This window comes from Burkholderia sp. ABCPW 111, from assembly GCF_000773065.1.
Taxonomy (GTDB): Bacteria; Pseudomonadota; Gammaproteobacteria; order Burkholderiales; family Burkholderiaceae; genus Burkholderia; species Burkholderia savannae.
In genome coordinates, this window is the sequence record NZ_JPWT01000014.1 from 13,982 (window position 1) to 39,305 (window position 25,324).

Here is a 25,324-nt window from a genome sequence, read left to right on the forward strand (position 1 = left end):
ATGCGCGAGCGCTCGGCGTTCAGAACGCGTTGCGTCCGACGAATCCCTTGACGAGCGTGATCAGGATGATCTTGATGTCGAACCAGAAGGTCCAGTTCTGCATGTAGAAGAGATCGAACTTCACGCGCGCGGCCATCTTCTCGACCTTGCGCGTCTCGCCTCGATAGCCGTTCACCTGCGCCCAGCCGGTGATGCCGGGGCGCACGCGATAACGGTACATGTAGCCGTCGACGAGCTCCTTGTAGATATCGTCGTGCTCGATCGCGTGCGGACGCGGACCGACGACCGACATCTGGCCGAACAGCACGTTGAAGAACTGCGGCAGTTCGTCGAGCGACGTGCGGCGCAGGAACGCGCCGACTTTCGTGATCCGCGAATCGTTGCGCGACGCCTGGCGCACAACGCCCGCCGCCTCGGCATGCACGCGCATCGTGCGGAACTTCAGGATCTCGAACTCTCGGCCGTCCACGCCCTTGCGCTTCTGCCGGAACAGCACGGGCCCCGGCGACGACAGCTTCACCGCGAGCGCAAGCGCGGCAAGAATCGGCGACAGCGGAATCAGCACCGCGAGCGCGAACATGCGATCGAAGATGAACTTCGGCCAGAGCTGCGGAATCGACAGCGGGCTCGTCGCGAGATTGATCGCCGGCATGCCGACCACCTGCGTGACCGAGCGGTTGAAGAACGTGATGCCGCGCACGTCGGGCAGGAAGCGCAGGTTCACGAAATCATGGCGAAACTCGCGCACGATCCGCTGGATCTGCCGCTCGTGCGACAGCGGCAGCGCGAGCCAGATCTCGTCGATCGCACCCGCGCGCACGTGGCGCTTCAGCTCGCGCAGATCGGAAACGACGGGCACGCCGCCGACCTGACGCTTCGCATCGACGGCTTGCACGCCTTCGTCGAACACGCACACGACCTCGTAGCCGTGCGACGACGCCGCGCGCAATTGCTCGAGCACCGCGCGCCCGTAGACCTCGGAACCCACGATCGCGACCGCGCGCGGCTTCGCGCCCGGCCTGCGCCAGCCGGTCAGCACGCCGTGAATCGACACCTTGCCGAGCAGCAGCACCGTGCCGGACATCAGCATCGTTCGGCCAAGCCACGCGAGCGACGCGTCGGCGTCGCCGTGCAGCAGCAACGTGAAGGTCGCGGCAACCGCCGCGACGCCGAGCCAGCCGAGCAGCACACGCGACAGCGTGCGATACGACATCTGTTCGCGCGCGCCGTCATAGACGCCGATCGCCGGAAACACGATCAGCGTCAGCGTGCACAGCAGCGCGATGGCCGTACGCTGCTCGTCGGACACGTCGAGCATGCCGCCGTCGTACAGCAATTGCGCGACCAGCGCCCCAGCCGCGACCAGCAACACATCGAGCAACTTGTTCAAGAGTCCCAACATCAGTGAATCTCCGCGTTTCTTGTTATTTCGTCTCAAGCAGCCGAACGCACTGCACCGTGATACGCGGCGACGCGCAGCGGCCGCCCTTCCGCCGGAACCGGCTGCGGCGCATGCGCTTCGCGCCTCGCCTCGAGAATGAGGCGGTTGAATTCGCCGCGGATCACGCCGTAGCACTCGCACGCGTGCGCCTCGAGACCCTGCCGGTCGAGCACCGTGATGTGGCCGCGGCGCTGGCGAATGAGTCCCGCCTCCTGCAGCTTGCCCGCCGCTTCCGTGATGCCTTCGCGCCGCACGCCCAGCATGTTCGCGATCGTCTGCTGCGTGACGGCGAGCTCGTCGCCTTCGACGCGATCGTGCGCGAGCAGCAGCCAGCGGCTCAGTTGCTCGCTCACGGAGTGATGCCGGTTGCAGAGCGCGCCGCGCGCGATCTGCGTCATCGCGGCCTGCCAGTAGCGCAGCATCAGCTGGAAGGTGTCGAGCGAGCGATCGAATTCGCGCCGGAATACCTGAGTCGGCACGCGATACGCGTAGCCGCCGCTGCGCACCTCGATGCGGCCCGATGCGCCGCCGCTGCCGTAGTCGGCGAGCGTCGACACGCCGACCACGCCTTCGCTGCCGACCGCGGCGACTTCGACCATCGCGCCGTCTTCCATCAGATACAGCACGGACATCATCGCGGTGGTCGGGAAATACAGGTGGCGCATCGGCTCGTCGGTTTCGCAGAGCAGCTGGGCGCTCTTGATCTTCACGAGCTCGAGGTGCGGCGCGAGCGCGCGAAGGCTGTCGTCGTCGAGCGAGCCCAGCAGGGCGTTGGCATGAAACCCATTGTTCTGATGAAGCATGTTCGTGTCCCGGTTTGTCGGCGCCGCTCGTTTGCGGCGCAGGATTCCGTTTCGCAAGACACGGTCACAGCAAGAATCGTATGTTCCTCGGAATCGTGTCGGCGGCCCTTCTGGTCGTCCTCTTACACACTGACGCACCACCCTCTTCGCGGGGGTGAAAACCCTTAAGCGATTAACGTGCCAATTGGTGCAATTCCTTAATATATAAAGGCATTGGCCGGAGAATTCCTATCTGAATATTTAGCCGCCAACCGAAAGCGTCTCATCCGCGGACACTTTGATACAGTTCGAGCGACAGCAGGTGTCTCATCTAACAATTTCGTAATCTTTACAACGCCCCCGGCGCTTAGCGCTTAACCCTTCCCGCACAACGGCCGGCGCACTTTTACAGGCGTCAATGGAATGATATGACCATTTCATCTCAATAAAACGGAAGTTCGCAGCGGTTCTTTGAAAACTGTCGCAAAGGTGAGTCAACGAACAGTTGACACACTCTGTCATCCAGCCCACACAACGCCTGTAATTCATTGATTACAAACGATTTAACAAAAACACAAAAAGCTCACCGACCACCTCTCTCGGGAAATGGTAAAAATTGCCAAACGAATTTCTTGAATCGGAAATAGATACCGAAATGTCGGCGTGCAATGCATTAAAAATGGTAAAACCGATTATTCCTTACGAAGCAATTAAGTACTTTCTCAAAAAATCTAGGAATATTCCTAAATGTCAAAATTTGTGAAATGCGCATCGCACGCAAACCTCAAAAAATCCGCCGTGATAATCTGAAATTGGATTTTCAACGTCAAGTCGAATTAACAAATAAAAACCACACCTGTCTAGCCAGGCAGGTTTGATCGTGCGCGGCGCCTTCAGGGGGCCCTGCGCCGTTGCTCCGGATCTCCGATCCGGGAAGGACAAGCCGTGACCTACCGCGAATACAAAGAGCCGTCGACGAGGACAGGCGGCATCATCGAGCTGCCGCACCGCACCGACGCCAACCGTTTTCTCGCATCGCTCGGCGTCGCCGAGCGCGCGACGCTCGCAAGCCATCTGCAGCTCGTGCACGTGAAGTCGGGGCAGGTGCTGTGCGAGCCAGGCACGCCGCTCGAGCACGTCTACCTGCCGGTCACGACCGTCATCTCGATTCAGTACGCGTCGTCGGACGGCATGACGCTCGAGATCGCGGAGATCGGCAACGAAGGGATCGTGAGCCCGCAGCTCGTCGGCAGCGACGGTGCGACGCCATGCCGCGTGATAACTTGCCGCGACGGCTTTTCGTATCGGCTCAGCGCGCGCGTGCTGTCGAACCTGCTCGAGGAATCGGCGCAGATCCGCCAGGCGATCTTTCGCTGCACGCATCTGCTGATGGCGCAGGCAAAGCAGATCTCGTTCTGCAGCCGGCATCACGTATTGAAGAACCAGCTTTGCCGGTGGTTCCTGCTCGCGTACGACCGCTCGCGCAGCGTCGAAATCCAGGTCACGCACAGCATGCTCGCGCAGATGCTCGGCGTGCGTCGCGAAACCGTCACCGACGCGGCGGGCGACATCCAGAAGATGGGGCTGATCCGCCAGTACCGCAGCTCGATCATCCTCGTCGACCTGCCCGGGCTCGATGCACAGTCGTGCGGATGCCACACGATCATCCGCGACGAGATGAAGAAGATCCTGTCCGCGCCGACGAGCGCGTCCGGCGCGCTCACCGAATTGCGCAGCTGACCCCGCTTCGCGCCGCACGCTCGCGGCGGCGCGCGCTTCATGCGACATTTTCGTACGGCACCGTCGACGCACGCGCGGCGCACGGTGCACGCCCTCCGCGCGGTGCGCGACTACGTCGGTTAGGTGCCGAACAGAACCACCGCATGCCCGATGGTCTACTAGCCACGATACGCCACGCGGGCGTCATGAGTCTTGCCCGCAGGTACGGGGAACCTCATTCAAGCCGGAGCCGCCAGATGAAAAACGAATTGAGAACAATCATCAAGGACGTCGCGCATCTCGAAGCGTCGATCGACCACATCGCGGACAGCGACGATCTGTACGAGGCAGGTCTGTCTTCGCTGAACACGATTCAACTGATGCTTGCCATCGAGAAGCACTTCAACATCGAGATTCCGGACGAAATGCTGAATCGCCAGCTGTTCCAAAGCATCGATTCGCTCGCCGGGGCCGTCACGCAACTGCAGCGCGCCGAGCAATCCGCATGAAGCGCTTCGACGCCGAAACCGGCAGCGCACGCGTCGCTGCCGTCGAATCCCCGCTTGCGGAAGATCATACGTTGAACGAAGCAGCGCGCCGCGTCGCGCAGGTCGCAGCGCGCTTCGCCGATGCCGTCGATCGCGACGCGCGCTTTCCGACCGAAGCGATCGACGCGATGCGCGAAGAACGTCTGCTCGGCGCGCTCGTGCCGACCGAGCTGGGCGGCCGGGGCGCGTCGCTCACGGCCGTTTCCGCCGCGTGCGGGATCATCGGCCAGGCGTGCTCGTCGGCCGCGATGATCTACGCGATGCATCAGACGCAGGTCGCCAGCATCGTCGATCATGCGCTGTCGAGCGACTGGCATCGCCGCTTCATCGAGCAGCTCGCCGAGCGCGAATGGCTGCTCGCCTCGGCGACGTCCGAAGAGGAAGTCGGCGGCAATCTGCGCAACAGCCGCTGCGCGATCGAAGCGGACGGCGACATGTTCACGCTCGCGAAACTCGCGCCGACCATCTCGTACGGCGCGCAGGCCGACGCGATCCTCGTCACCGCGCGGCGCGATCGCGACGCGCCCGCCGCCGAGCAGGTGCTCGTCACGCTGCTGAAGGAAAACGCAACCCTCACGCGCCGCAGCGGCTGGGATACGTTCGGCATGCGCGGCACCTGCAGCGAAGGCTTCGCGCTCGACGCGCGCGGCTATTGCGAGCAGATCTTCCCGGTGCCGTTCGCGCAGATCGCCGAGCGGACCATGGTGCCGACGTCGCACATCCTGTGGGCGGCCGTGTGGACCGGCATCGCGAACGACGCGTTCCTGCGCGCGCATCAGTTCTTCCGCGCGCAGATGCAAAAGCAAGGCGGCACGCTGCCGCCGTCCGGCCGCCGGATCGCCGACGCGCTCGCGCTGCTGCAGGCGATGCAGGCGCGCATCGACGGCGCGCTGCGCCTGCACGAGCAGAGCGCCGCGCGCTCGTGGTCCGCGTCGATGGCGCAGGCGGCCGAGATCAACACGCTGAAGACTTACGTGTCGACGACCGCGCTCGACGTGGTCAAGCACGCGACGATGATCTGCGGGATGGCGTCGTACAAGAACGGCACGCCATACACGCTCGGCCGCCACATCCGCGACCTGCATTCGGCGCCGCTCATGATCAGCAACGATCGCATCGAAGCCAACACGGCGAACCTGCTGCTCGCGTTGCGTCCCGCAACGCTGGAGAGAGAGATTTGAACGACATGACCAACCCTTCCGCGCGCGCGGCCGAAGCGGCTCGGGCGCCCATCGATCGCGGCGGCGTGAACCCGTTGCGCGACGAACTCGTCGAAGCGGGGCTGCTGATCTCGACGGGCATTCAGGGCCTGTTCGGCCGCAGCGAGAAGTTCGAACGCGTCGTCGACGCGCTCGACGGCTACATCACGCGCCTTGGCGCCGACCAGCACGCGGAAGTGCTGCGCTTCCCGCCCGCGATGAGCCGCCCCGAGTTCGAGCGCAGCGAATATCTGAAGAGCTTCCCGCAACTCGCGGGCACCGTGCACAGTTTTTGCGGCAACGAGCACGATCACCAGCGCGTGCTGCAATGCCTCGATCGCGGCGACGACTGGACCGAGAATCAGAAGCCGACCTATGTCGTGATGACGCCCGCCGCATGCTACCCGGTCTATCCGGTCGTCGCGCAGCGCGGCGCGCTGCCCGCCGACGGCCGGATCGTCGATGCGTTCTCGTACTGCTTCCGCCACGAGCCGTCGCTCGATCCGACGCGCATGCAATTGTTCCGGATGCGCGAATACATCCGGATCGGCACACCCGAGCAGATCCTCGCGTTCCGCCAGGACTGGATCGAGCGCGGCACGCGAATGATCGACGCGCTGCAGTTGCCGAACAGCATCGATCTCGCGAACGATCCGTTTTTCGGCCGCGGCGGCAAGATCGTCGCGAGCAGCCAGCGCGATCAGAACCTGAAGTTCGAACTCCTGATTCCGATCGAATACGACGGCCGCCTGACCGCGTGCCTGAGCTTCAACTACCACATGGACCACTTCGGCCTGCTGTGGGGCATCAAGACGGCCGAGGCCGCGGTCGCGCACACGGGCTGCGTGGGCTTCGGCCTCGAGCGCCTGACGCTCGGCCTCTTCAGGCATCACGGCTTCGATCCGGACGCATGGCCGCAAGCGGTACGCGACGTACTGTGGGGACATCGATGAGCAGCATCCTGCTCGACGCGCCGGCGAACGGCGCGTCGCTCGAAGAAATCTTCACCGACATCCGGCATCGCGTGCGACACTACCGCCCGCACGCGCTGCACGGGCCGCAGATGGTCTGGAAGCAAACCAACTGCTACGTCGATCTGTGGATCGAGGTGCTCGGCTGGTGGGGGCTCAATCCGTACGCGGCGCTGCCGTTTACGATCACGCTCGACTTCGAGGGCGACCAGTTCTCGTTCTTCAAGTTTCCGTTCGAGGATCTCGAGACGCTGTACGGAATCGTCGTGCAGGAGCACGCGATCTTCGAACCCGTCGACGCGCACGTCGAGAACCAGGTCGCGCGCGGCAACCTGATGCTCGTCGAAGTCGACGCATGGTATCTGCCCGACACGCGCGGCAACAGCTATCAGACCGAGCACACGAAAACGACGATCGGCATCGACGCGATCGATCGCGAACGCCGCCGCGTCGGCTACTTCCACAACAGCGGCTATTACCTCGCGGAAGGCATCGATTACGACGGCCTGTTCGGCAAGCACGGGCCGACGCAGCTCGTGCCGTACGTCGAATGCGCGAAGCGGCGGTTCAAGCCGCTCGAGGAACGCGAGCTGTGCGCAGCGTCGCTCGGCCTCCTCGCGCGCCATCTGAAGCGCCGGCCCGCATCGAACCCGATCGCCGCGTTCCGCGAGCAGCTCGCGCGCGACGCGAAGACGATCGCGTCGCGGCCGATCTCGTACTTCCACGTGTATTCGTTCAATACGCTGCGCCAGCTCGGCGCGAACTTCGAGCTGTTCGGCCGCTATCTGCGCTGGCTCGAGGCGAGCGGCTGCAACGGCGCGTTCGACACGCTCGTCGCCGCGTGCGACACGATCGCGTCCGAATCGATGGTGCTCGAATTCCGCCTCGCGCGTGCGAGCGCACGCGGCAAGGAGGAACGCGGCGAGAGCAGTCTCGACATTCTCGAGCGCGCGTACGCCTCGCTCGTCGACGGCGTCGCGCGAATCGCGCCGCCCGGCAAGGCCGAGCCGAATCCGCCGTTCGGCACGCTGTACGTGCCGCCGAGGCCCGTCTCCACGGTCAGATGAAATCCGCGCCGGATCGCGTGGCGCGCAGCGCCGCTCAATGGACGTTGATCGCGACGCCCGCCGGCGCGATCGCGCGGCCGAGCGAGCTCTCCGAAGCCGGCTGGTGCGCCGCGCCCGTGCCCGGCACGGTCGCGCAGGCGCTTGCCGGCGCGCGGCGCTTCGATCCGGCGCATCCGTATCCGCTCGGCGATAGCGACTACTGGTATCGAACGACGCTGCACGGCGCGGGGCCGCGCATCGTCCGGCTGAACGGGCTCGCGACGATCGCCGAGGTCTGGCTCGACGACGCGCTGCTGCTCTGCTCGGACAACATGTACGTCGCGCACGACATCGCCGTGACGCTCGGCGGTGCGAATCGTCTTGCCCTCTGCTTCCGCTCGCTCGATCGCCACCTCGCCGCGCATGCGCCGCGGGGCCGCGCGCGCTGGCGCACGCGCCTCGTCGACACGCCCGCGCTGCGCGGCGTGCGCACGACGTTTCTCGGCCGGATGCCGGGCTGGTTCCCGGCGATCGAACCGATCGGGCCGTGGCGCTCGATCGAGATCGTGAATCCGGCCGGCGCGCCGACGATCGTGCGCGACACGCTGCGCGCGACGCTAGACGGCCGCGACGGCGTGCTCGACGCCACGCTCGAATTCGCCGCGCCGCTCGCGCAAACGATGCGTGCGCGGCTCGTGTGCGGCGCGCACGCGGCGACGCTCGAGACAACCGGCCCGCGCACCGCGCGCGCAACGCTCAGGATTCCGAACGTCACGCCGTGGTGGCCGCACACGCATGGCGAACCGAAGTTGTACGACGTCGGCGTCGAAATCGGCGACGCGACGATTCCGCTCGCGCGAACCGGCTTTCGCACGATCGCCGTCGAACGCGGCGGCGACGGCCGAGGCTTCGCGCTGTCGGTCAACGGCACGCCTGTCTTCGCGCGCGGCGCATGCTGGACGAGCGCCGACCCGCTCGGCCTGCAAGCCGATCCGGCCGCCTACCGCCGCGCGCTCGCGCTCGCGCGCGACGCCGGCTGCAACATGATCCGCGTCGGCGGCACGATGACCTACGAAGCCGACGCGTTCTATGCGCTGTGCGACGAGCTGGGGCTCCTCGTCTGGCAGGACTTCATGCTCGCGAACTTCGACTATCCGAGCGCCGATCCGCGTTTTGCCGAATCGCTGAAGCGCGAGGCCGAGCAGTTTCTCGGCCGGCATGCGGCGCGGCCGTCGATCGCGGTGCTGTGCGGCGGCAGTGAGATCGCGCAACAGGCGGCGATGGTCGGGCTTGCGCCCGACGAGCGCCGCGTGCCCGCGACCGAGCAACTGCTTGCCGAATTGTGCGCCACGCATCGGCCCGATGCGATCTACGTCGCCGATTCGCCGCACGGCGGCGTGCTGCCGTTCGCGCCGCGCGAAGGCGTCGCGCACTACTACGGCGTCGGCGCGTACCTGCGGCCGCCTGAAGACGCGCGCCGCGCCGGCGTGCGCTTCGCGAGCGAGTGCCTCGCGTTCGCGAACGTGCCGTGCGACGCAACCCTCGCGTCGATCGGCTCGCCCGCCGCGCACGAGCCCAGATGGAAACGCGCAGTGCCGCGCGATCCGGGCGCGCCGTGGGATTTCGACGACGTGCGCGATCACTATCTGCGCACGCTGTACGGCGTCGAGCCCGCGCGTCTGCGCAGCTGCGACCCGGCGCGCTATCTCACGCTGTCGCGCGCGATCGTCGCCGACCTCATCGCGCAGACGCTGTCGGAGTGGCGGCGCGTCGGCTCGTCGTGCGCGGGCGCGCTCGTCTGGCAGTTCCAGGATGTGATGCCGGGCGCCGGCTGGGGCCTCGTCGACGCGCACGGACGGCCGAAATCCGCGTGGCATGCGCTGAAGCGCGTGTCGCAGCCGCGGCAGATCCTGCTCACCGACGAGGGACTCAACGGCCTCGACGTGCATGTGCTCAACGACGCGCCGACGCCGCTCGACGCGCGCATCGAGCTCGTCGCGCTGCGCGACGGGAAGACGCCGATCGCGCGCGCCGGCCGCACGTTGCGCATCGACGCGCACGCGGGCGAATGCGTGAACTCCGCCGACCTGCTGGGTCGTTTCTTCGACTTCACGTACGCATACCGCTTCGGCCCGCGCGAGCACGACGTCGTGATCGCATCGCTGCACGCGGCCGACGGCGCGCTGCTTTCGCAAGCGTTCCACTTCCCAGAACGCACCGCGCCGACCGTGTTCGAGCGCGCCGACATCGGCCTCGAGGCGAGCGCCGCCTATCGCGACGGCCGCTGGTGCGTCGACGTGCAGACGCGTACGTTCGCGCGCTACGTGCACGTGTCCGCGCCCGGGCTGCTGCCCGACATCGACTGGTTTCATCTCGCGCCGGGTGCCGCCGCGCGGATCGAGCTCGCCGCCGACCCTCACTCTCCCCATTCCCATGACAATCCGCCCGACGCGTCCGCCGCCCTCGCTGCGCCGCCCGCGATCGAGGTGCGAGCACTGAATTCCAACAAGACCATTCGCCCGAGGATAGAAAATTGAGACCAGTCAGATTCGACGATTGCTTAGGATGGCTGCATGAGGGACGCACGCGGCGCGGCGTCCTCATCTGCGAGGCGCTCGGGCACGAAGCGCTGTGGACGCACAAAGTGGTCCGCGCGCTCGCCGAGCGCCTCGCCGAAGACGGCATGTGGGTGTTGCGCTTTCATTACCCGTGCGCGGGCGATTCGGCGGGCGACGATCTCGCGCCGGGCCGGCTGCCCGCGAGCGTCGCGAGCGTGCGCCGCGCGCTCGCCGTGCTGCGCGATCAAGCGAGCGTCGATGGCGTCACGCTCGTCGGCCTGCGCGCGGGCGCCGCGTTCGCGATGCTCGCGCTCGCGGGCGACGACGCGCCCGCCGTCGATGCGTTCGTCGGGCTCGCGCCCGTGGTGCGCGGCCGCGCGTATCTGCGTGAGTTGTCGATCGTCCAAAAGCGCTGGCTGGATACAACGCCGCCCGCGATCCGCGAGCAGCATCACGTGGAACCGTGGCTCAACATTCTCGGCCATCGCTACCCGGCCGATTTCGTCGCCGATCTGAAGCAAGTCGATTTGAGCAACGCGGTCGCGACGACGATCGCGCTGCCGCGCGCCGCGTTGCTCGTCGACACCGACTATGGGGACAGTCCCGCGCTGCGCGCCGCGCTCGTCGCGCGCGGCGTGTCGACGCACATCGAATCGTTCCCGGGGTGGCCGAACGCGCTGCAGGAAGGCGCGCGCTCGCGCGTGCCGCACGCGGCGCTCGAATCCGTCGCGCGCTGGATCGGCCTCGGCGAACAGGCGGCGGCAGCGGAACCGATCGCGGCCGGCCACGCCGATCGCGCGGCCGCCGCGCATGCGCACGACGACGCGATCACCATCGCATCGCGCGACGCGCGTCATCATGCGCCCGCGCCGAATGCCGCGTCACCCATCACGTTCGCGTTCGACGGCATCGCCGAAACGCTCGTCCACATCGGACCGAAGCGGCTCGTCGGCACGCTGTGCGAGCCCGTCGCGCCCGCGCGCGCCGGCACGCCTTGCCTGCTGATCGCGAACACCGCGGCGAACCCGCGAAGCGCGGACGGCCGCATCGGCGTGCGTCTCGCGCGCACGCTTGCGCAGCGCGGCATCGCGTCGCTGCGGATCGACATCGAAGGCATCGGCGACAGCGGCGCGCACGCGCCGGACGATCAGGCCGAAGTGCTGTATTCCGATCCGGCCATCGCGGACGTCGCCACGGCCGTCGACTGGCTCGGCGCGCGCTGCCGGCGGCAGGTCGTCGCGTTCGGCGTGTGCTCGGGCGCGTTCGCCGCGCTGCATGCGGCCGCGCACGCGCGCGCGGCGGCCGGCGTGATCGCGGTCAATCTGCCGCGCTTCATCTGGCCGCGCGGGCTCACGATCGCCGAGGCGCGCAAACAGCAGACGAATTCCGCGCGCGGCTATCTCGCATCGATGCGAGACTGGAGCAAATGGCGCCGTCTGCTGCGCGAGGGCCGCGATCTGCGCCCGGTGCTGAGCGCGCTGCGCCGCCACGTCACCGCGCGCCTGAGCGCGCCGGCGGGACGCCTCGCGGAGCGGCTCGGCCGCCGGCCGAAACCCGACACGCCGCGCGGCCTGATCAGGGCGCTCACCGACCGGAGCATCCACACGATGCTCGTCTACGGCGATTTCGATCCGGGCGTCGACGAGTTCACCCGCTACTTCGGCTCGCCGCGCCGCGCATTCAAGCGCTCGCCGCTCGTGAGCGTCGAGATGATCCGCTTGCTCGATCATTCGGTGTACGGCACGTCGGCCGCCGAGATGGTCATCGAGCTCTGCATCGACACGCTGACGGGCTGGGGAGACAGGACGCGCGGGCCGCAATTGCGACCCCGGCCGACGGGCGCACGGCACGGCGCGCCGCACGCGGCTTCCGCCGATGCCGCCGCGTCGCCCTGACGACGACGCTCGCGCAAGCGCGCCGCATTCGCCTCGGCTCGCCGGCACGTCAGTTGGCGGTCGATGTGGTGCTGCGCGGACGCTCGATGCCGTACGCTTCCATCCATCGATACAGCGTCGCGCGCGAGATGCCGAGCTCGCGCGCCGTGCCGGCGAGACGCCCGCGATTGCGCAGCAGCGCGAGCTCGATCACTTCCCGCTCGATCGATTTGCGAATCGCCGCGACCGACAGCGGCGCGACTTCGGTGCAATGGTCGAGCTCGAGATCGTGCGCGGTGACGAGCCGCCCTTCCGCCATCACGAGCGCGCGGCGCACGCGATTGATGAGCTCGCGCACGTTGCCCGGCCAGTCGTGCTTGTAGAGCGCCGAGATCGCGTCGGTCGAGAAGCCGCGCACGCGATGCCGCGCATCGGCGCGAAAACGCTCGAGCATGTGCCGCGCGAGCAGCTCGATGTCCTTGCCGCGCGCGCGCAGCGGCGGCTGATCGACGCGCAGCACACACAGGCGGTGATACAGGTCCGCGCGGAACCGCCCTTCGTTCATCGCGCCGCGCAGGTCGACGTGCGTCGCCGACACGATGCGCACGTCGACGGGCACGGGATCGCTGCCGCCCAGCCGATGAATCGTGCGCTCCTGCAGAAAGCGCAGCAGGCTCGCCTGGCTCTCGAGCGGCAGATCGCCGATCTCGTCGAGCAGCAGCGTGCCGCCGTTCGCCGATTCGACGTGGCCGATCTTGCGCGTGCTCGCGCCCGTGAACGCGCCGCGCTCGTAGCCGAACAGTTCGGACTGCAGCAGATGCGGCGGAATCGCGCCGCAGTTGACCGCGACGAACGGCCCCGTGCGGCGCGCGGAATGCTGATGGATCGCGGCCGCGGTGAGCTCTTTGCCGGTGCCCGTTTCGCCCGACACGAGCACGGGCGCGTCGGTGCGCGCGATGCGGCGCACCGTGTCGAACAATTGCAGCATCGCATCGCAGGTGCCGATCATCCCCTGATCGGCGGACGCGATGGGCGCCGTGCTCGGCGCGAACAGGCACTCCATCCCGTATGCGTGGCCGACCGCGTCCGCGATCCGCTGGTGCGACGCGGGCAGCGTGATGTAGTCGAAGCAGTAATCGCGCAGCAGCGCGCGCACTTCCGGCACGTTCGCCTGATGCGCTTCGACGAGCGCGACCCACGCGACGTTGCGCAGCGACGCGCACACGGCCGCGACCGCGTTCATCTCGCCGCTCGACACCGCGCTCAGATCGAGGATGCCGCCCGTCACTTCGCCCGCCGTCGTGCGCACCTGGTTCGCGCTCGTGACCATGGAGATCTTCCAGTCGCGGCGCGCGAGCTCCTTGCGCAGCAGCGTCGATGGCTGATGCGTCCAGTAAATCAACGGTCGCTGTCGGATAGATCCCCGGGAGAGACCCCCGATGATCGCGCTAGTCGTCATTGGTGCCTCCGATCATGAACTGACTGTGTGACTCGACGAATTCGTGTGTGGGCGAAAGCCGACGATCGTCCGCCTACCGGCAATACAGTGCGAGATGGGAGGGTGTCGCGCCCCGCCCGTACACGATGCCGGGACGCACCCGTTCGTATCGTTCGGGAGCGCACGTCAGATGCCTCGTTGGTCTCTGATTGATGGTTAGATTTCGCAAAGAAAGCGGCGACGTATCGTTTCGGCCGCGTTTTCATTCATGCGGCGCGCCGCGCAATCGGCAAGCGGCCCTGAACGAGCGACGCATGGCCGGCTCCGAAAGCCGAGGCACACGTCGAATCGCCCGTTGGCCGGGCTCGTTGAACTCGTCCGGTCGGATCGCGCGGCATGCCGCGTGATCTTTTTCACCTCGCTCTCAGGATGGCTTTACAGCGTCGTGCTCGTGAAGCCGACTGTCGAAGTTACTCTACCATTCGCGCTCTTTTGCGATCGATTTCCAACCGTGATTTGACCATCGTTGACCATTTATTGGGCAATTGACACGGCCCGAATAGGACACTTTCACCCCTGCCCGCTCATTGTCGCGCAGTCGCGCCGTAATGTTTGTGTATGAATGAAACAAATTCCTCCAGATCCGCCGTTTTGCGCCCGATATTATTGAGATAAGACATGTGTGCAATTCCGTTCGATCGTTTCATTGAAAGTCTCTTCGAGTTGTCCGTGTACCTCGTTTATGCCGCTTGAATGTGCCTCGCGCGTTCAGCGCGCATCGTCGTCGAGCCAGACACGGCTCCATTCCGCGATTTTCGGCGCCGCGTGCGAGATCCATGCGCTCACGGGCGCGCTGCGCCCGTAGCACGACACCGCGATCGTGCAGGCAGCCGCGACGAACAGGATCGTCGATCGCGAAACGCTTGCCGGACGCCGTACCGCGATGGCGCCGGCGCGCACGCGCTCAATGCGGCGTGCGCGTAGCGGTGCCGAACCCGCCGGATCGGCTTGTGCGGCGCTTGCGCGACGCAAACGGCTTGCCGTCAGCAGCGCGACGCCCGCGCCGACCAGCCAGCCCGATGCGATTTCGGACCACGAATGAAATCCGAGCAGCACGCGCGAAACGCCGATCGCGAGCGCGAATGCGAGGCCCGCCGCGATCGCGCGCCGCACGTGCGCGTCGCGCACGCAGATCGCCGCGACGAGCGGATACACCGCCGCGCCGAGCATCGTGTGACCGCTTACACCGGTGAAACGCCACGCGGCAATGCCGATTCCCCAGCCCGCATAGACAAATTTCGTCAACGCGACGAGACCCGCCGCGCAAGCGAAGCCGAACGCCCAATAAAGCGCGGCGCGACGGCGCCCGGTCGCCGCGAGCCAGCTCAGCACCGCGACGGCGAGCGGCGCCGTGAGAAACGGATCGCCAAAATTGGTCAGCAGGAAAAGAAGTCGCATTGCGTCGGATCGAGGAAACGCTCGCGCTCAGATGCGCGCGAGCGTGTCGCTTCGGGAGGCGTCGAGCGGCGAGGTCGGCGCGGCGCGCTCGACGGACGCGCCGTCGTCCGTCGCGACGCCCGATGCGAGCGGCTCGGCCTGCGCCGAGGCGACGATCGAGGCGTTGTGCGCCGGCGCGGCGCCGGAAGTCTCGCCCAATTCCGCTTGCAGCGCGGCGTAGCCTTCGAGCACGAAACGCGAGAATGCCGAGCGGAATCGCGCGGCGCTGAAGCGCTGCGCGTTTGCGCGGCACGCGTGCGGATCGAACGTACCCGCGGGCATTGCCTCGAACCGGTCGATTGCATCGATCAGCGCGTCGCACGTCTGCTTCGCATAGAAAAGCCCTGTCGGCACCGGGCCCGCCGCGCGCACCGATTCGCACACGCCGCCCTTGCCGTACGCGATCACGGGCGTGCCGCATGCCTGCGCCTCGACGGGCGAAATGCCGAAATCCTCTTCCGCCGCGAACACGAACGCCTTCGCGCGCTGCAGATGATCGTGCAGCACGTCGAACGACTGATAGCCGAGCAGCGTGACGTTCGGCCCCGCGAGCGCGCGGATCTTCTCTGCCTCGGGGCCGTCGCCGATCACGACGAGCCGGCGCGACGGCATGTGCGAGAACGCCTCGACGATCAGGTCGATGCGCTTGTAGGGCACGAGGCGCGACGCGGTCAGATAGAAATCTTCCTTCGTGTCGCGCAGCGCGAGATGATCGACGTCGACGGGCGGATAGATGACCGTCGCGTCGCGGCGATACGTCTTACGAATGCGGCGCGCGACGAAGTGCGAGTTCGCCGCGAGCAGATCGACGCCGTTCGCGGAGCGCGCATCCCAATTGCGGATGTAATGCAGCAGCGTGCGCGCGAGCGCGGATTTCACGCCGCGCGCGAGCCCCGCCTCGTTCAGATACTGATGCTGCAGATCCCACGCATAGCGAACGGGCGAATGCACGTAGCTCGCGTGCAGTTGGTCCGGGCCGTTCAGCACGCCCTTCGCGACCGCATACGAACTCGACAGGATCAGGTCGTAGCCGGACAGATCGAACTGCTCGATCGCGAGCGGAAAGAGCGGCAGGTAGCTACGGTACTTGCTGCGCGCGAACGGCAATTTCTGGATGAACGAAGTGTGTACCGGCCGGCCACGCAGGCACGAGCGGTCGTCGAGAAAATCGACGAGGCTGTAGATGTCGGCCTGCGGAAAACAGTCGATCATCTGCGCAAGCACGCGCTCCGCGCCGCCATACACCACCAGCCAGTCGTGAACGATTGCTACCTTCAAACAGGAAGTCCTTTTGATGTGCGCAAAGGCGCGTCGAATCGAACGCAGGTCGCGTCGTCAGCGAGCGGCGCGGGTGGCACGGTGGCGCGTCGTCATCGCATCGCGGCCATTATCCGAACAAGCTCGCACGCCCTATGTGCGGAAGCGCACAGTACGCAGGGATCGGCGCCGCGCCTCGTGTGCACCGCACACATCGGCGGCGCGCCGCACACCGCGTCCCGCTCGCAACGCGCACGGTACGCTTTCGAACAGAACGGCCGGAGGTCCGCTCGTATCGTTGCGTCCATAGGCCGCATCGGAAACTTCTCATGTCGCGGCGCACCAAACCCGCGCCGCACGACGCGGCACGCGGCCCTGAACCGAGGAATCTCCATCATGGACTGGACATGCTGCGAATTCAGGTATCTGAATTCGAACGAGCTTTACATGATCCTTCGCGCACGCAATGCAGTCCTCGTCGTCGAGGATGCGCACACGTATCTCGACATCGACGGCAAGGACGAATTCGCTATCCACGTGTTCGCAACGGACAAGCGCGGCGAACGGCCGTCGATCGCCGCCTACGCGCGTCTCTTGCCGGGTGACGACATCGATCCCGAAACGACGATCGACAAGATCCTGACGAGCGCCGCGCATCGTGACGACCGCACGATCGACGCGTTGATCGAACACGTGCTGGCCGCCGCGCACGCGCGCTGGCCCGATGCGCCGGTGCGCGTGCAGGTGAGCGCGCACCGCGAAGACTTTTACAGCCGCTTCGGCTTCCGCAAGGTCGACGGGCCGTATCTCGAGCACGGCGCGCCGTACATCGGCATGCTGCGCCCGGCGAGCAGCCCGTCGAAGGCCGTGCGCGATCTGCTCGATCGCGTCGGCACCGCGACGAGCGCGGGCGCCGTTGCAACGGCTGCACCGCGCACGACGCGCCAAGCCGACGCCGACTCCACCAACGAGCGCTACGCGCTCGCCGGCCGCCTTCCGGCCGATTCCGGAATGAACCGATGACCGATCTCGCTACGAACCCGACTTCCGCCGCGCCGCAACCGGCGCCGCCGCGCATCCTGCCCGTGATTCTCGCGGGCGGCTCCGGCACGCGCCTCTGGCCGCTGTCGCGCGAACACCATCCGAAACAGCTGATCGACTTGATCGCCGACGAATCGCCGCTGTCCTCGACCGCGCGCCGCTTGACGGGCATTGCAAATGCCGAGCTCGCCGACACGCTGCTGCTCGTCTGCGGCGAACAGCATCGCTTCACAAGCGCCGCGCAAGTGAGCGCCCGCGGGCTGCGCGCGCGCATCCTGCTCGAGCCGGCCGCGCGCAACACGGCGCCCGCGCTCACGCTCGCCGCGCTCGAAGCGCTCGCGCATCACGGCGATCCGGTGCTCGCGGCGATGCCCGCCGATCATGCGGTGTCCGACACGCGCGCGTTCCAAGATGCGGTCGCGCAAGCGGCGCGCTACGCGCAAGACGGCGCGATCGTCACGCTCGGCGTGCTGCCGCGCCGCGCCGAGACGGGCTACGGCTACATCAAGGTGGGCGCGCCGCTCGCGGATTCGCACGATGCCTCAAGCGGCCACGCGATCGACAGCTTCGTCGAAAAGCCGCATCAGGAGCTCGCGCAGCAATACCTGCAATCCGGCGATTATTGGTGGAACAGCGGCATCTTCGTCGTGCGCGCGTCGACATGGCTCGCCGCGATCCGCGCGCTGCAGCCGGACATGCATGCGGCTTGCGAAGCCGCGTGGCGCAACGGCACGAACGACGGCCAGTTCTTCAAGGCGGACGCGGCCGAATTCGCCGCATGCCCGTCCGACTCGATCGATTACGCGGTGATGGAGCGCCTGACAGGCGCGCGCGCGCTCGGCATCCCGGGCGTGATCGTGCCGCTCGCGGCGGGCTGGTCCGACGTCGGCTCGTGGGACGCGATCTGGGAACTGCTGCCGAAGGACGAAGCAGGCAACGTCGCGCGCGGCGAGGTGCTGTTCGAAGGCACCGAAGACAGCTTCGCGCGCTCCGAAGGCCGGCTCATCGCGTGCGTCGGGCTGAAGGACGTGGTCGTCGTCGAAACGCCGGATGCGGTGCTCGTCGCGAACAAGCATCGCGTGCAGGACGTGAAGACCGTCGTCGCGCGCCTGAAGTCCGGCCAGCACGAGCAGGTGCGGGACCACCGCAAGGTGCAGCGCCCGTGGGGCTACTACGATTCGATCGATCGCGGCGAGCGCTTCCAGGTGAAGCGCATCGTCGTCGATCCGGGCAAGCAGCTGTCGCTGCAGATGCACTATCATCGCGCCGAGCACTGGATCGTCGTGCGCGGCACCGCGAAGGTCACGCGCGGCGACGAGACGTTCCTCCTGAGCGAGAACGAATCGACGTACATCGAGGTCGGCGCGGTTCACCGCTTGGAGAATCCGGGCAAGATCGCGCTCGAGATCATCGAAGTCCAATCGGGCGACTATCTCGGCGAAGACGACATCGTTCGCTTCGACGACCGTTACGGCCGCGCGAGCGCGCAACCCGCGCCCGAAGCGGCGAAGCCGGCCGCAGCCGAGCTCGCGCCCACCGCCGAGCCCGTCCGCGCGCTCGGCGAGCACTGACAAACGCGGGCGAACCGCCCGCGTCGTTTCGCATGAAAGTACTGGTCATCAACGATTTCGCCCGCAAGGGCGGCGCCGAAGAGGTCTACCGGACATCGGTCGACGTCTTGCGCGCGCAGCCGGGCGTCGAAGTCGCGAAGTTCGACGAGAGCGCGTTCGAAGGCGCGTCGAACGGCGCGGCGCGCGCATGGAACGCGCCCGCCGCGCGCGCGCTCGCGGCCGCCCTCGAACGAGAGGCGCCGCAGCGCGTGCTCGTGCACAACTACCACAACCTGCTGTCGCCTTCCGTCGTGCCGGTGATCGCACGCTACAAGCGGCGCGCCGGCTGTCGCGTGTACCTCACGTGCCACGACTACCATCTCGTCTTCTACAACCCGAACCTGCTCACGTATCCGGGCGGCCGCGCGACGCCGCTGCCGCTCGACGCGCTCACGCGCCGCACGCGGCTCTTCGAGCGCTCGAGCCCGCGCGGCGCGCTGCACGACGCGATCAAGAAGCTGCATTGGCACGCGATCGACGCGCTCGTGCAGCCGGCCGACGTGTTCGATCTGCTGCTCTGCCCGAGCCCGTACATGCGCGATGCGCTCGCGCAGCGCGGCATCACGCGCACCGCGCTGCTGCACAATCCGGTCAGCACCGCGCTCACGGCGCGCGAGCCGAAATGCGCGGATCGCGAGCGGCTCGATCTCGCGTTCGTCGGCCGCATCGATCCCGAAAAGGGGCTCGACGAATTCCTCGAGCTCGCGCGCGCATCGCGCTTCGAACGCATCGCGAGCGTGACCGTCTACGGCGACGGCGGCCAGCGCGCGACGCTCGAAAGCAAGTACGCCGAGCTGCTCGCGTCGGGCCAGCTGCGTTTCGCCGGCCGCCTCGATCACGCGCAGCTCTTCGTCGCGCTGCGCGAGCACGATGCGCTCGTGCTGCCGTCGGTGTGGGCGGAGAATGCGCCGCTCGTGATCGTCGAGGCGGCGATGATCGGGCTGCCCGTGCTCGTCCACGACGTCGGCAGCCTGTCGAGCTTCGGCGACGAGATCGGCAACAAGATCCGTTACGCGCGCAACGACGCGAGCCTCGCGCAAGCGCTCGACGCGCTGCGCGCGCACCTGCGCGACCCGCAGCGCCGCTACGACTGGTCGCTCTACACGCGACAGCATTACGCCGAACGCCTGAGCGCGCTGCTGCAGCTGAGCGCCGACGAAGCCCGGGAACTCGCGCCGCAATGCGATTGATCGACCCGATTTACCCCATCGCGCGCGCCACGAGCGCGCGCGACACGATGTCGCCCGTGCGACGCGAAGGCCACGCATGACGACCGTCCGCAAGAACTTTCTGCTGCTGATGACGCTGCAGATCTCGACCTACGTCGTGCCGCTCGTCACATTGCCGCTCCTCACGCGCGTACTCGGGCCGGAAGCCTACGGACAGCTGTCGCTCGTGCTCGCCGTCATCACGTACTTCATCAACTTCACGAACTACAGCTTCGATCTGACCGCGACGCCGCGCGTCGCGCTCGCGCACGACGATCTCGCGGCGCGCTCGAAGATCTTCTGGGCGACGTTCGCGGCGCAGGCCGCGATCACGGCGGCGGGCTTCGCGATCCTGCTCGCGCTCACGTTCGTGATCGACCGCTTCGCGATCGATCGCACACTGCTCGTGATCGGCTTCGGGATGACGGTCGGCGCGGCGCTCACGCCCGGCTGGTATTTCCAGGGCATCCAGAAGCTGCGCATCTACAGCATGACGCTGTTCGCGTGCCGCGCGCTCAGCGTGCCGGCGATGTATCTGCTCGTGCGCTCGCCCGCCGACCTGATCGACGCCGTCGCGATCAACGCGGCGGTGCCGCTCGTCTGCGGCGTGCTCGTGTTCGGCTATCTGATCGTGCAACGCGAAGTCGAGTTCGTGCGCATCGGCGCAGCCGACGTCGCAGCGGCGCTCAAGGGCGGCTGGCAGGTGTTTCTCGCGTCGACGTCGGTGGCGTTCTACGCATCGACGAACACGGTGCTGCTCGGCTTCGTGTCGGGCAACGTCGCGGCGGGCTACTTCGCCGCCGGCGACAAGCTGATCCGCTCGGCGATCAGCCTGCTGCAGCCGCTGAAGGCGGCTGCATATCCGCACGTCAGCTATCTGATGCACCATGCGCGCGAGGACGCGATGTCGTTTCTGCGCAAGCTGCTCGTCGTGCAGGGCGCGATGGTGCTCACGATCTCGCTCGCGATCTTCGCGCTCGCGCCGCTCGCCGTGCACATCCTGTACGGCTCGACCTACGAGCCCACCGTCGGCGTGCTGCGCTGCATGGCGTTCATTCCGTTCATGGCCGGCATGACCGATCTGTTCGGCGTGCAGACGATGCTTCCGCTCGGCATGAAGACCGCGTTCAGCCGCGTGCTGATTTCGTCCGGCGTGCTGAACGTCGCGCTGCTGCCGCTGCTCGCGAAGTTCTTCGCCGAGCAGGGAGCGGCCGCCGCGGTGCTGATCGCCGAGACGGCGGTCGCCGCGACGCTCGCGTACGTGCTGTACCGGCGCCGCGTGTCGATCTTCGCGCGGCCTGCGCCGCGGCCCGCGGCGGATGCCTGAGCCTGAGCCTGAGCCTGAGCCTGAGCCTGAGCCTGAGCCTGATGGCTGATGGCTGATGGCCGATGTCTGACGTCGGGCGACTGGCGACTGGCGAGCGAAGCACGACGAACGGTACGCGGCGCACGGCTGACGATCGCCGCCCGTGATCGCCGCCTGCGCCGCACGCGCCGCTACGAATACGCCGCCTCGCACCACGGCACGGGCCGCCCGATGTAATACCCTTGCGCATAGTCGACGCCGAGCGCGGTGAGCTTCTGCAGCGTCGCCGCGCTGTCGACGTATTCGGCAACCGTCTTGCAGTTCATCGCATGCCCGATGTCGTTGATCGAAGCAACGATGTCGAGGCTCGCCGCATCGTTCGCGATGTCCGTCACGAAGCTGCCGTCGATCTTCAGATACTCGACCGGCAGTTGCTTCAGATAGCTGAGCGACGCCATCCCCGCGCCGAAATCGTCGAGCGCGAACCGGCAGCCGAGCGCCTTCAGCTCGTGCATGAAGCGCAGCGCGCCGGTGAGGTTCGCGATCGCGGCCGTCTCGGTGATCTCGAAGCAGATCAGCGCCGGCGCGACACCCGTGCGCGCGAACTGCTCGAGCACGTAGCCGAGGAAGCGTTCGTCGCCGATCGATATCCCGGACAGATTGATCGCATATTCGGTAAAGCGCCGGTAACGCGTGCGCGCGAGCGCGTCGAGCACCGTGCGCACGACCCAGCGGTCGATGTCGGTCACGAGCCCGTAGCGCTCGGCCGCGCGTATGAAAAGACCGGGCGGCGCGACGCTGTCGCGCTCGCCGAGCGCGCCCATCCGCAGCAGCAGCTCGCCTCGGCTCGCACGCGGCGGCAAGCCCGTCTCGCCATGCGTCGCGGTATCGACGATCGGCTGCACGTACAGGCAGAAATCGTCGAATTCGAGCGCCTGCCTCACGCGCGCGCACCACGAGACATCGCTGATGTGATGCGCGAGCTCGCGATCGTGCGGATCGGCGAGCTGCACGCGATTGCGCCCGCGCGCCTTTGCGACGTCGCACGCGATGCCCGCGAGGCGCACCGCATCCTCGACGCGCCGCGTGCGTTCCGGCGCGCCGAGCAGCGCGACGCCGACGCTCGCCGTCACCGAGAACGGCTGGCTGTCCCACGCAAACACGAAGCCGTCGACGCTCGCGCGCAAGCGCTCGGCCGCGCATACGGCCGCCGCTTCGTCGTGCGCGTCGAGCAGCACGCAGAATTCGTCGCCGCCGAGCCGCGCGACGATGCCGGCCGACGCCGCGCACGCGACGAGGCGCGCGGCGAGCGCGGCGAGCATCGCGTCGCCCGCCGCGTAGCCGCACGTGTCGTTGACGATCCGAAAGCGATCGAGATCGACGAACAGCAGCGCGACCGGGCCGCACGCATCGGCCGCGAGCGCGAAGTGAACGTGACGTTCGAACTCCGCGCGGTTCGGCAGCCCGGTGAGCGGATCGTGCGTCGTCTGCCATGCAAGGCGGCGCACGAGGTCGTGCTCCGTCGCGAGACTCTTCAGCACGAGCACGCGGCCGCTGCCGGATGCGCGCGGCACGTGCCCGGACGGCGGCGCGATCGACGACGCCGTCGCGCGCACGGCGATCGCGCCGCCGTCGGTGCGATGCAGCATCACATCGCGGCTGCCGCCTTCCTCGAGATCGCCGAGCGATGCGTCGGGCGAGACGGGCGAGCCTGACGAATCGGCCGCTTCGCCGTCCGCGCGCGACAAGCGCAGCGCCGAGACGAGCGGGCGGCCCCGGCAATCGTCGGCAAGCATGCCGATCAATCGCTCGGCCGCGGGATTCAGGCATTCGACGCGCCCGGCCCGGCCGGTGAAGATCACGCCGTCGCCGACGGCGACGAGCGCCGCGCGGGCGCGCGCCTCGCTCATGGCGAGTGCCCCTTCCGCTTCGCCGAGGCGAAGCGCGAGCCGTCTGATCCGGAACACGGGCAGCAGTGCGAGCGCGATCATGCCGAGTACGCCGAGGGCAAGCATGATGGCGAGCGGTTCGCGAAACGTCGAGTGAATCATGTTCGAGTGCGAGCGAAATTGTGGGACTGCCGCGGCGCCCGCCTGGGACCGTCGCGGCATCGTGTTCGAAGCGGTGCGCGGCACGGCGTCGGCGCTGCGGTCGGGCGCATCGCCCCACGCCGACTGCGCGAGCGTGCATGCGCGCGCGGGCCCGAGCCGCCACCCGAGCAATTCGTCCGAGGCCATCGCGTTCGCCGCATCCGCCGTGCACGTCGTGCCGCGTGCGCGCCGCTCGTGCACGCCGATGCGGCCGAGCACGCGCTCGATCGCGTCGAGATCCGGCGCCGCATCGTCACGCGGCGCGTGGACGAACGCCGCCGCGCCGCTCTGCGCCGCGTGCCATGACGGCGCCGCGACGATGCCGCCCACGCCGAACGCGCGACGGGAAAGGTGCGCGCAAATGCTCGCCGGCATCGCGAAATACGCGCGGCCGCGCGCAATTTCGCGAAGCTCGGCCGACAGCAGCGCCGTGCCGAGCAAGGCCGCCGTCAGCGCGATCGCGATGGCCGCGCGCGAGCGCCGAACGCGCCGTGCGATCGGATCGCAAAACAATCGACTGGGGACGGAAGCCATCGATGCATCACCGGAAGCGGCAGGCCGCGATCATTTCGAGGACGCATTCCATTAATCGATCCGAAATTCGGATACCAAATCGATTTTGATTTGCGCCCATTCGACTTGATGCGATCATCCACGACATCGTGACGCGAGTGTGTGGGCTGGGTGACGCAATTCATTTCAAATTAAGGCGCTCCGTACGCGACATCCGCTTTTCCTGCTTTGGCTCTTCTGGCATGCCGTTCGGCCAAACATCGGACGAAAATACATTCGTATGCATGCCGCATCGACAGCATGCGAAAATAATCTATTGAAATCTAAATTCAAACAATAAACCATCAAATTTTGCTTCCGAATGACGACGTTCCGGATCAATTGATTCTTAATATTTGAAGTCGGTCCGGTGAACGATTTCGAGCGCAATCATCGCACCCCGCGCATTCAGCTCCGATAGCTCGGATCGAGCCGATCGACGATTCGCTGCAGTGCATCGAACGCATCCTGCCCCGCGCCGTAGCGCGGATCGAGATTCAGCGAATCGCGCGCGCACGCGTCGAGAATCGGCGCGTCGATCTCGAGCGGCATGCCCACCGCCTGCGTCGCGACCTGCACTTCGCATGCGCGATTGAGCAGCCACATCAGCGAGAACGCATGCGCAAGCGTGCGGCCGATCGTGACCGGCCCATGATTGCGCAGCAGCAGCACCGGGCGCCCCGCCGCGCTGTCGACGATCCGCTGGCCTTCGTCGGGCCGCACCGTGATGCCTTCGAAATCGTGATAGGCGACGCGGCCGTGCAGTTGCGCCGCATAGAAATTGGAGAACGACAGCCCGCGCCGAGATGCGCATATGGCCATCGTCGGCGTGGTGTGCACGTGCATCACGCAGTGCGCATCCGGCAGCGCCGCGTGAATCGCCGCATGAAACGTCACGCCGGCGGGGTTGACCGGCCAGTCCGCATGGCCGGCCGGATGGCCGTCGACGTCGACCTTCACCAGATTCGACGCGCGGACCTCGCGGTAATGCAGCCCGAACGGATTGATGAGGAAATGGGTGGCCTCGCCGGGCACGCGCAGCGAGATGTGGTTGTAGATCAGCTCGCTCCAGCCGAGATGGTCGAAGATCCGATAGGCGGCCGCCAGTTGAACGCGCGCTTGCCACTCCGCTTCGGCAATGCGCGACGGGCGGGCGAACGGCTGATTCTGTGCTTGAGTCATGACGT

General features: G+C 67.0%; 19 protein-coding genes and 1 pseudogene. 13 read left to right on the top strand and 7 right to left on the bottom strand.

Annotated features, from left to right (window positions below):
* Positions 1-19: 19 nt before the first annotated feature.
* Together X946_RS03980 and X946_RS03985 are read right to left on the bottom strand one after the other, a co-directional pair.
* On the bottom strand, positions 20-1,402 hold the full coding sequence (locus X946_RS03980) for an undecaprenyl-phosphate glucose phosphotransferase (RefSeq protein WP_038744385.1): 1,383 nt from the start codon (positions 1,400-1,402) through the stop codon (positions 20-22).
* Between the two features lie 32 nt (positions 1,403-1,434).
* A complete protein-coding gene (locus tag X946_RS03985) occupies positions 1,435-2,244 on the bottom strand; it encodes a Crp/Fnr family transcriptional regulator (protein ID WP_038744387.1) in 810 nt (269 codons plus the stop codon).
* A gap of 924 nt (positions 2,245-3,168) precedes the next feature.
* On the opposite strand from X946_RS03985, the gene X946_RS03990 reads away from it, so the two are divergent.
* The 7 genes from X946_RS03990 (at position 3,169) to X946_RS04020 (ending at position 12,159) form a co-directional block, all read left to right on the top strand.
* The gene (locus tag X946_RS03990) at positions 3,169-3,963 is read left to right on the top strand and encodes a Crp/Fnr family transcriptional regulator (RefSeq protein ID WP_038744389.1); all 795 of its coding nucleotides are present in this window, start codon (positions 3,169-3,171) and stop codon (positions 3,961-3,963) included.
* A gap of 236 nt (positions 3,964-4,199) precedes the next feature.
* Positions 4,200-4,451 carry an acyl carrier protein gene (locus tag X946_RS03995; RefSeq protein ID WP_038744391.1) on the top strand — a complete coding sequence of 84 codons (252 nt, stop codon included), beginning with the start codon at positions 4,200-4,202 and terminating at the stop codon, positions 4,449-4,451.
* Positions 4,448-5,671, top strand: a complete 1,224-nt coding sequence (locus X946_RS04000) for an acyl-CoA dehydrogenase family protein (protein ID WP_038744393.1) — start codon at positions 4,448-4,450, stop codon at positions 5,669-5,671. Before X946_RS03995 ends, X946_RS04000 begins: the two co-directional genes overlap by 4 nt.
* The gene (locus tag X946_RS04005) at positions 5,668-6,642 is read left to right on the top strand and encodes an amino acid--[acyl-carrier-protein] ligase (protein WP_081989329.1); all 975 of its coding nucleotides are present in this window, start codon (positions 5,668-5,670) and stop codon (positions 6,640-6,642) included. Before X946_RS04000 ends, X946_RS04005 begins: the two co-directional genes overlap by 4 nt.
* The gene (locus X946_RS04010) at positions 6,639-7,727 is read left to right on the top strand and encodes a DUF1839 family protein (RefSeq protein WP_038744396.1); all 1,089 of its coding nucleotides are present in this window, start codon (positions 6,639-6,641) and stop codon (positions 7,725-7,727) included. The genes X946_RS04005 and X946_RS04010 overlap by 4 nt, the downstream gene beginning before the upstream one ends.
* Positions 7,724-10,243 carry a glycoside hydrolase family 2 protein gene (locus tag X946_RS04015; protein WP_038744398.1) on the top strand — a complete coding sequence of 840 codons (2,520 nt, stop codon included), beginning with the start codon at positions 7,724-7,726 and terminating at the stop codon, positions 10,241-10,243. Before X946_RS04010 ends, X946_RS04015 begins: the two co-directional genes overlap by 4 nt.
* Positions 10,240-12,159 carry an alpha/beta hydrolase gene (locus X946_RS04020; RefSeq protein ID WP_038744400.1) on the top strand — a complete coding sequence of 640 codons (1,920 nt, stop codon included), beginning with the start codon at positions 10,240-10,242 and terminating at the stop codon, positions 12,157-12,159. Before X946_RS04015 ends, X946_RS04020 begins: the two co-directional genes overlap by 4 nt.
* Positions 12,160-12,208: 49 nt before the next feature.
* Here X946_RS04020 and X946_RS04025 read toward each other — a convergent pair whose 3' ends face one another.
* From X946_RS04025 to X946_RS04035, 3 genes are all read right to left on the bottom strand, one after another.
* Positions 12,209-13,597 carry a sigma-54 dependent transcriptional regulator gene (locus X946_RS04025; protein ID WP_038744401.1) on the bottom strand — a complete coding sequence of 463 codons (1,389 nt, stop codon included), beginning with the start codon at positions 13,595-13,597 and terminating at the stop codon, positions 12,209-12,211.
* A gap of 747 nt (positions 13,598-14,344) precedes the next feature.
* Positions 14,345-15,034: a phosphatase PAP2 family protein gene (locus tag X946_RS04030; RefSeq protein ID WP_038744404.1), complete on the bottom strand. Its 690-nt coding sequence runs from the start codon at positions 15,032-15,034 to the stop codon at positions 14,345-14,347.
* A gap of 27 nt (positions 15,035-15,061) precedes the next feature.
* Entirely contained in the window at positions 15,062-16,351 is a 1,290-nt protein-coding gene (locus X946_RS04035; protein WP_038744406.1) for a glycosyltransferase family 4 protein, read from the bottom strand.
* 18 nt (positions 16,352-16,369) lie between these two features.
* On the opposite strand from X946_RS04035, the pseudogene X946_RS36025 reads away from it, so the two are divergent.
* The 5 genes and pseudogenes from X946_RS36025 (at position 16,370) to X946_RS04055 (ending at position 21,516) form a co-directional block, all read left to right on the top strand.
* Positions 16,370-16,709: pseudogene (locus X946_RS36025) on the top strand (hypothetical protein).
* Between the two features lie 17 nt (positions 16,710-16,726).
* The gene (locus tag X946_RS04040; RefSeq protein ID WP_038744408.1) at positions 16,727-17,353 is read left to right on the top strand and encodes a GNAT family N-acetyltransferase; all 627 of its coding nucleotides are present in this window, start codon (positions 16,727-16,729) and stop codon (positions 17,351-17,353) included.
* Complete coding sequence (locus X946_RS04045) at positions 17,350-18,942, top strand: mannose-1-phosphate guanylyltransferase/mannose-6-phosphate isomerase (protein WP_038744410.1); 1,593 nt, start codon at positions 17,350-17,352, stop codon at positions 18,940-18,942. The genes X946_RS04040 and X946_RS04045 overlap by 4 nt, the downstream gene beginning before the upstream one ends.
* Before the next feature lie 32 nt (positions 18,943-18,974).
* The gene (locus X946_RS04050; protein WP_038744411.1) at positions 18,975-20,171 is read left to right on the top strand and encodes a glycosyltransferase; all 1,197 of its coding nucleotides are present in this window, start codon (positions 18,975-18,977) and stop codon (positions 20,169-20,171) included.
* A gap of 76 nt (positions 20,172-20,247) precedes the next feature.
* Positions 20,248-21,516, top strand: a complete 1,269-nt coding sequence (locus X946_RS04055) for an oligosaccharide flippase family protein (protein ID WP_038744412.1) — start codon at positions 20,248-20,250, stop codon at positions 21,514-21,516.
* A 170-nt stretch (positions 21,517-21,686) separates the two neighbouring features.
* On the opposite strand, the gene X946_RS04060 is transcribed toward X946_RS04055, so the two are convergent.
* Entirely contained in the window at positions 21,687-24,026 is a 2,340-nt protein-coding gene (locus tag X946_RS04060; RefSeq protein ID WP_038744476.1) for a putative bifunctional diguanylate cyclase/phosphodiesterase, read from the bottom strand.
* Here X946_RS04060 and X946_RS36030 point away from each other — a divergent pair.
* Positions 23,947-24,174, top strand: coding sequence for a hypothetical protein (locus X946_RS36030; protein ID WP_231753750.1), 228 nt, complete (start codon positions 23,947-23,949; stop codon positions 24,172-24,174). The genes X946_RS04060 and X946_RS36030 overlap by 80 nt on opposite strands.
* Before the next feature lie 371 nt (positions 24,175-24,545).
* On the opposite strand, the gene X946_RS04065 is transcribed toward X946_RS36030, so the two are convergent.
* Positions 24,546-25,319: a class II aldolase/adducin family protein gene (locus X946_RS04065; protein ID WP_038744413.1), complete on the bottom strand. Its 774-nt coding sequence runs from the start codon at positions 25,317-25,319 to the stop codon at positions 24,546-24,548.
* Positions 25,320-25,324: the final 5 nt, after the last annotated feature.

Coding starts and splice junctions, on each gene's coding strand:
- X946_RS03980 (WP_038744385.1), bottom strand. CDS start 1,402: ATGTTGGGACTCTTGAACAAGTTGCTCGATGTGTTGCTGGTCGCGGCT.
- X946_RS03985 (WP_038744387.1), bottom strand. CDS start 2,244: ATGCTTCATCAGAACAATGGGTTTCATGCCAACGCCCTGCTGGGCTCG.
- X946_RS03995 (WP_038744391.1), top strand. CDS start 4,200: ATGAAAAACGAATTGAGAACAATCATCAAGGACGTCGCGCATCTCGAA.
- X946_RS04000 (WP_038744393.1), top strand. CDS start 4,448: ATGAAGCGCTTCGACGCCGAAACCGGCAGCGCACGCGTCGCTGCCGTC.
- X946_RS04010 (WP_038744396.1), top strand. CDS start 6,639: ATGAGCAGCATCCTGCTCGACGCGCCGGCGAACGGCGCGTCGCTCGAA.
- X946_RS04015 (WP_038744398.1), top strand. CDS start 7,724: ATGAAATCCGCGCCGGATCGCGTGGCGCGCAGCGCCGCTCAATGGACG.
- X946_RS04025 (WP_038744401.1), bottom strand. CDS start 13,597: ATGACGACTAGCGCGATCATCGGGGGTCTCTCCCGGGGATCTATCCGA.
- X946_RS04030 (WP_038744404.1), bottom strand. CDS start 15,034: ATGCGACTTCTTTTCCTGCTGACCAATTTTGGCGATCCGTTTCTCACG.
- X946_RS04040 (WP_038744408.1), top strand. CDS start 16,727: ATGGACTGGACATGCTGCGAATTCAGGTATCTGAATTCGAACGAGCTT.
- X946_RS04045 (WP_038744410.1), top strand. CDS start 17,350: ATGACCGATCTCGCTACGAACCCGACTTCCGCCGCGCCGCAACCGGCG.
- X946_RS04050 (WP_038744411.1), top strand. CDS start 18,975: ATGAAAGTACTGGTCATCAACGATTTCGCCCGCAAGGGCGGCGCCGAA.
- X946_RS04055 (WP_038744412.1), top strand. CDS start 20,248: ATGACGACCGTCCGCAAGAACTTTCTGCTGCTGATGACGCTGCAGATC.
- X946_RS36030 (WP_231753750.1), top strand. CDS start 23,947: ATGCTCGCCGGCATCGCGAAATACGCGCGGCCGCGCGCAATTTCGCGA.
- X946_RS04065 (WP_038744413.1), bottom strand. CDS start 25,319: ATGACTCAAGCACAGAATCAGCCGTTCGCCCGCCCGTCGCGCATTGCC.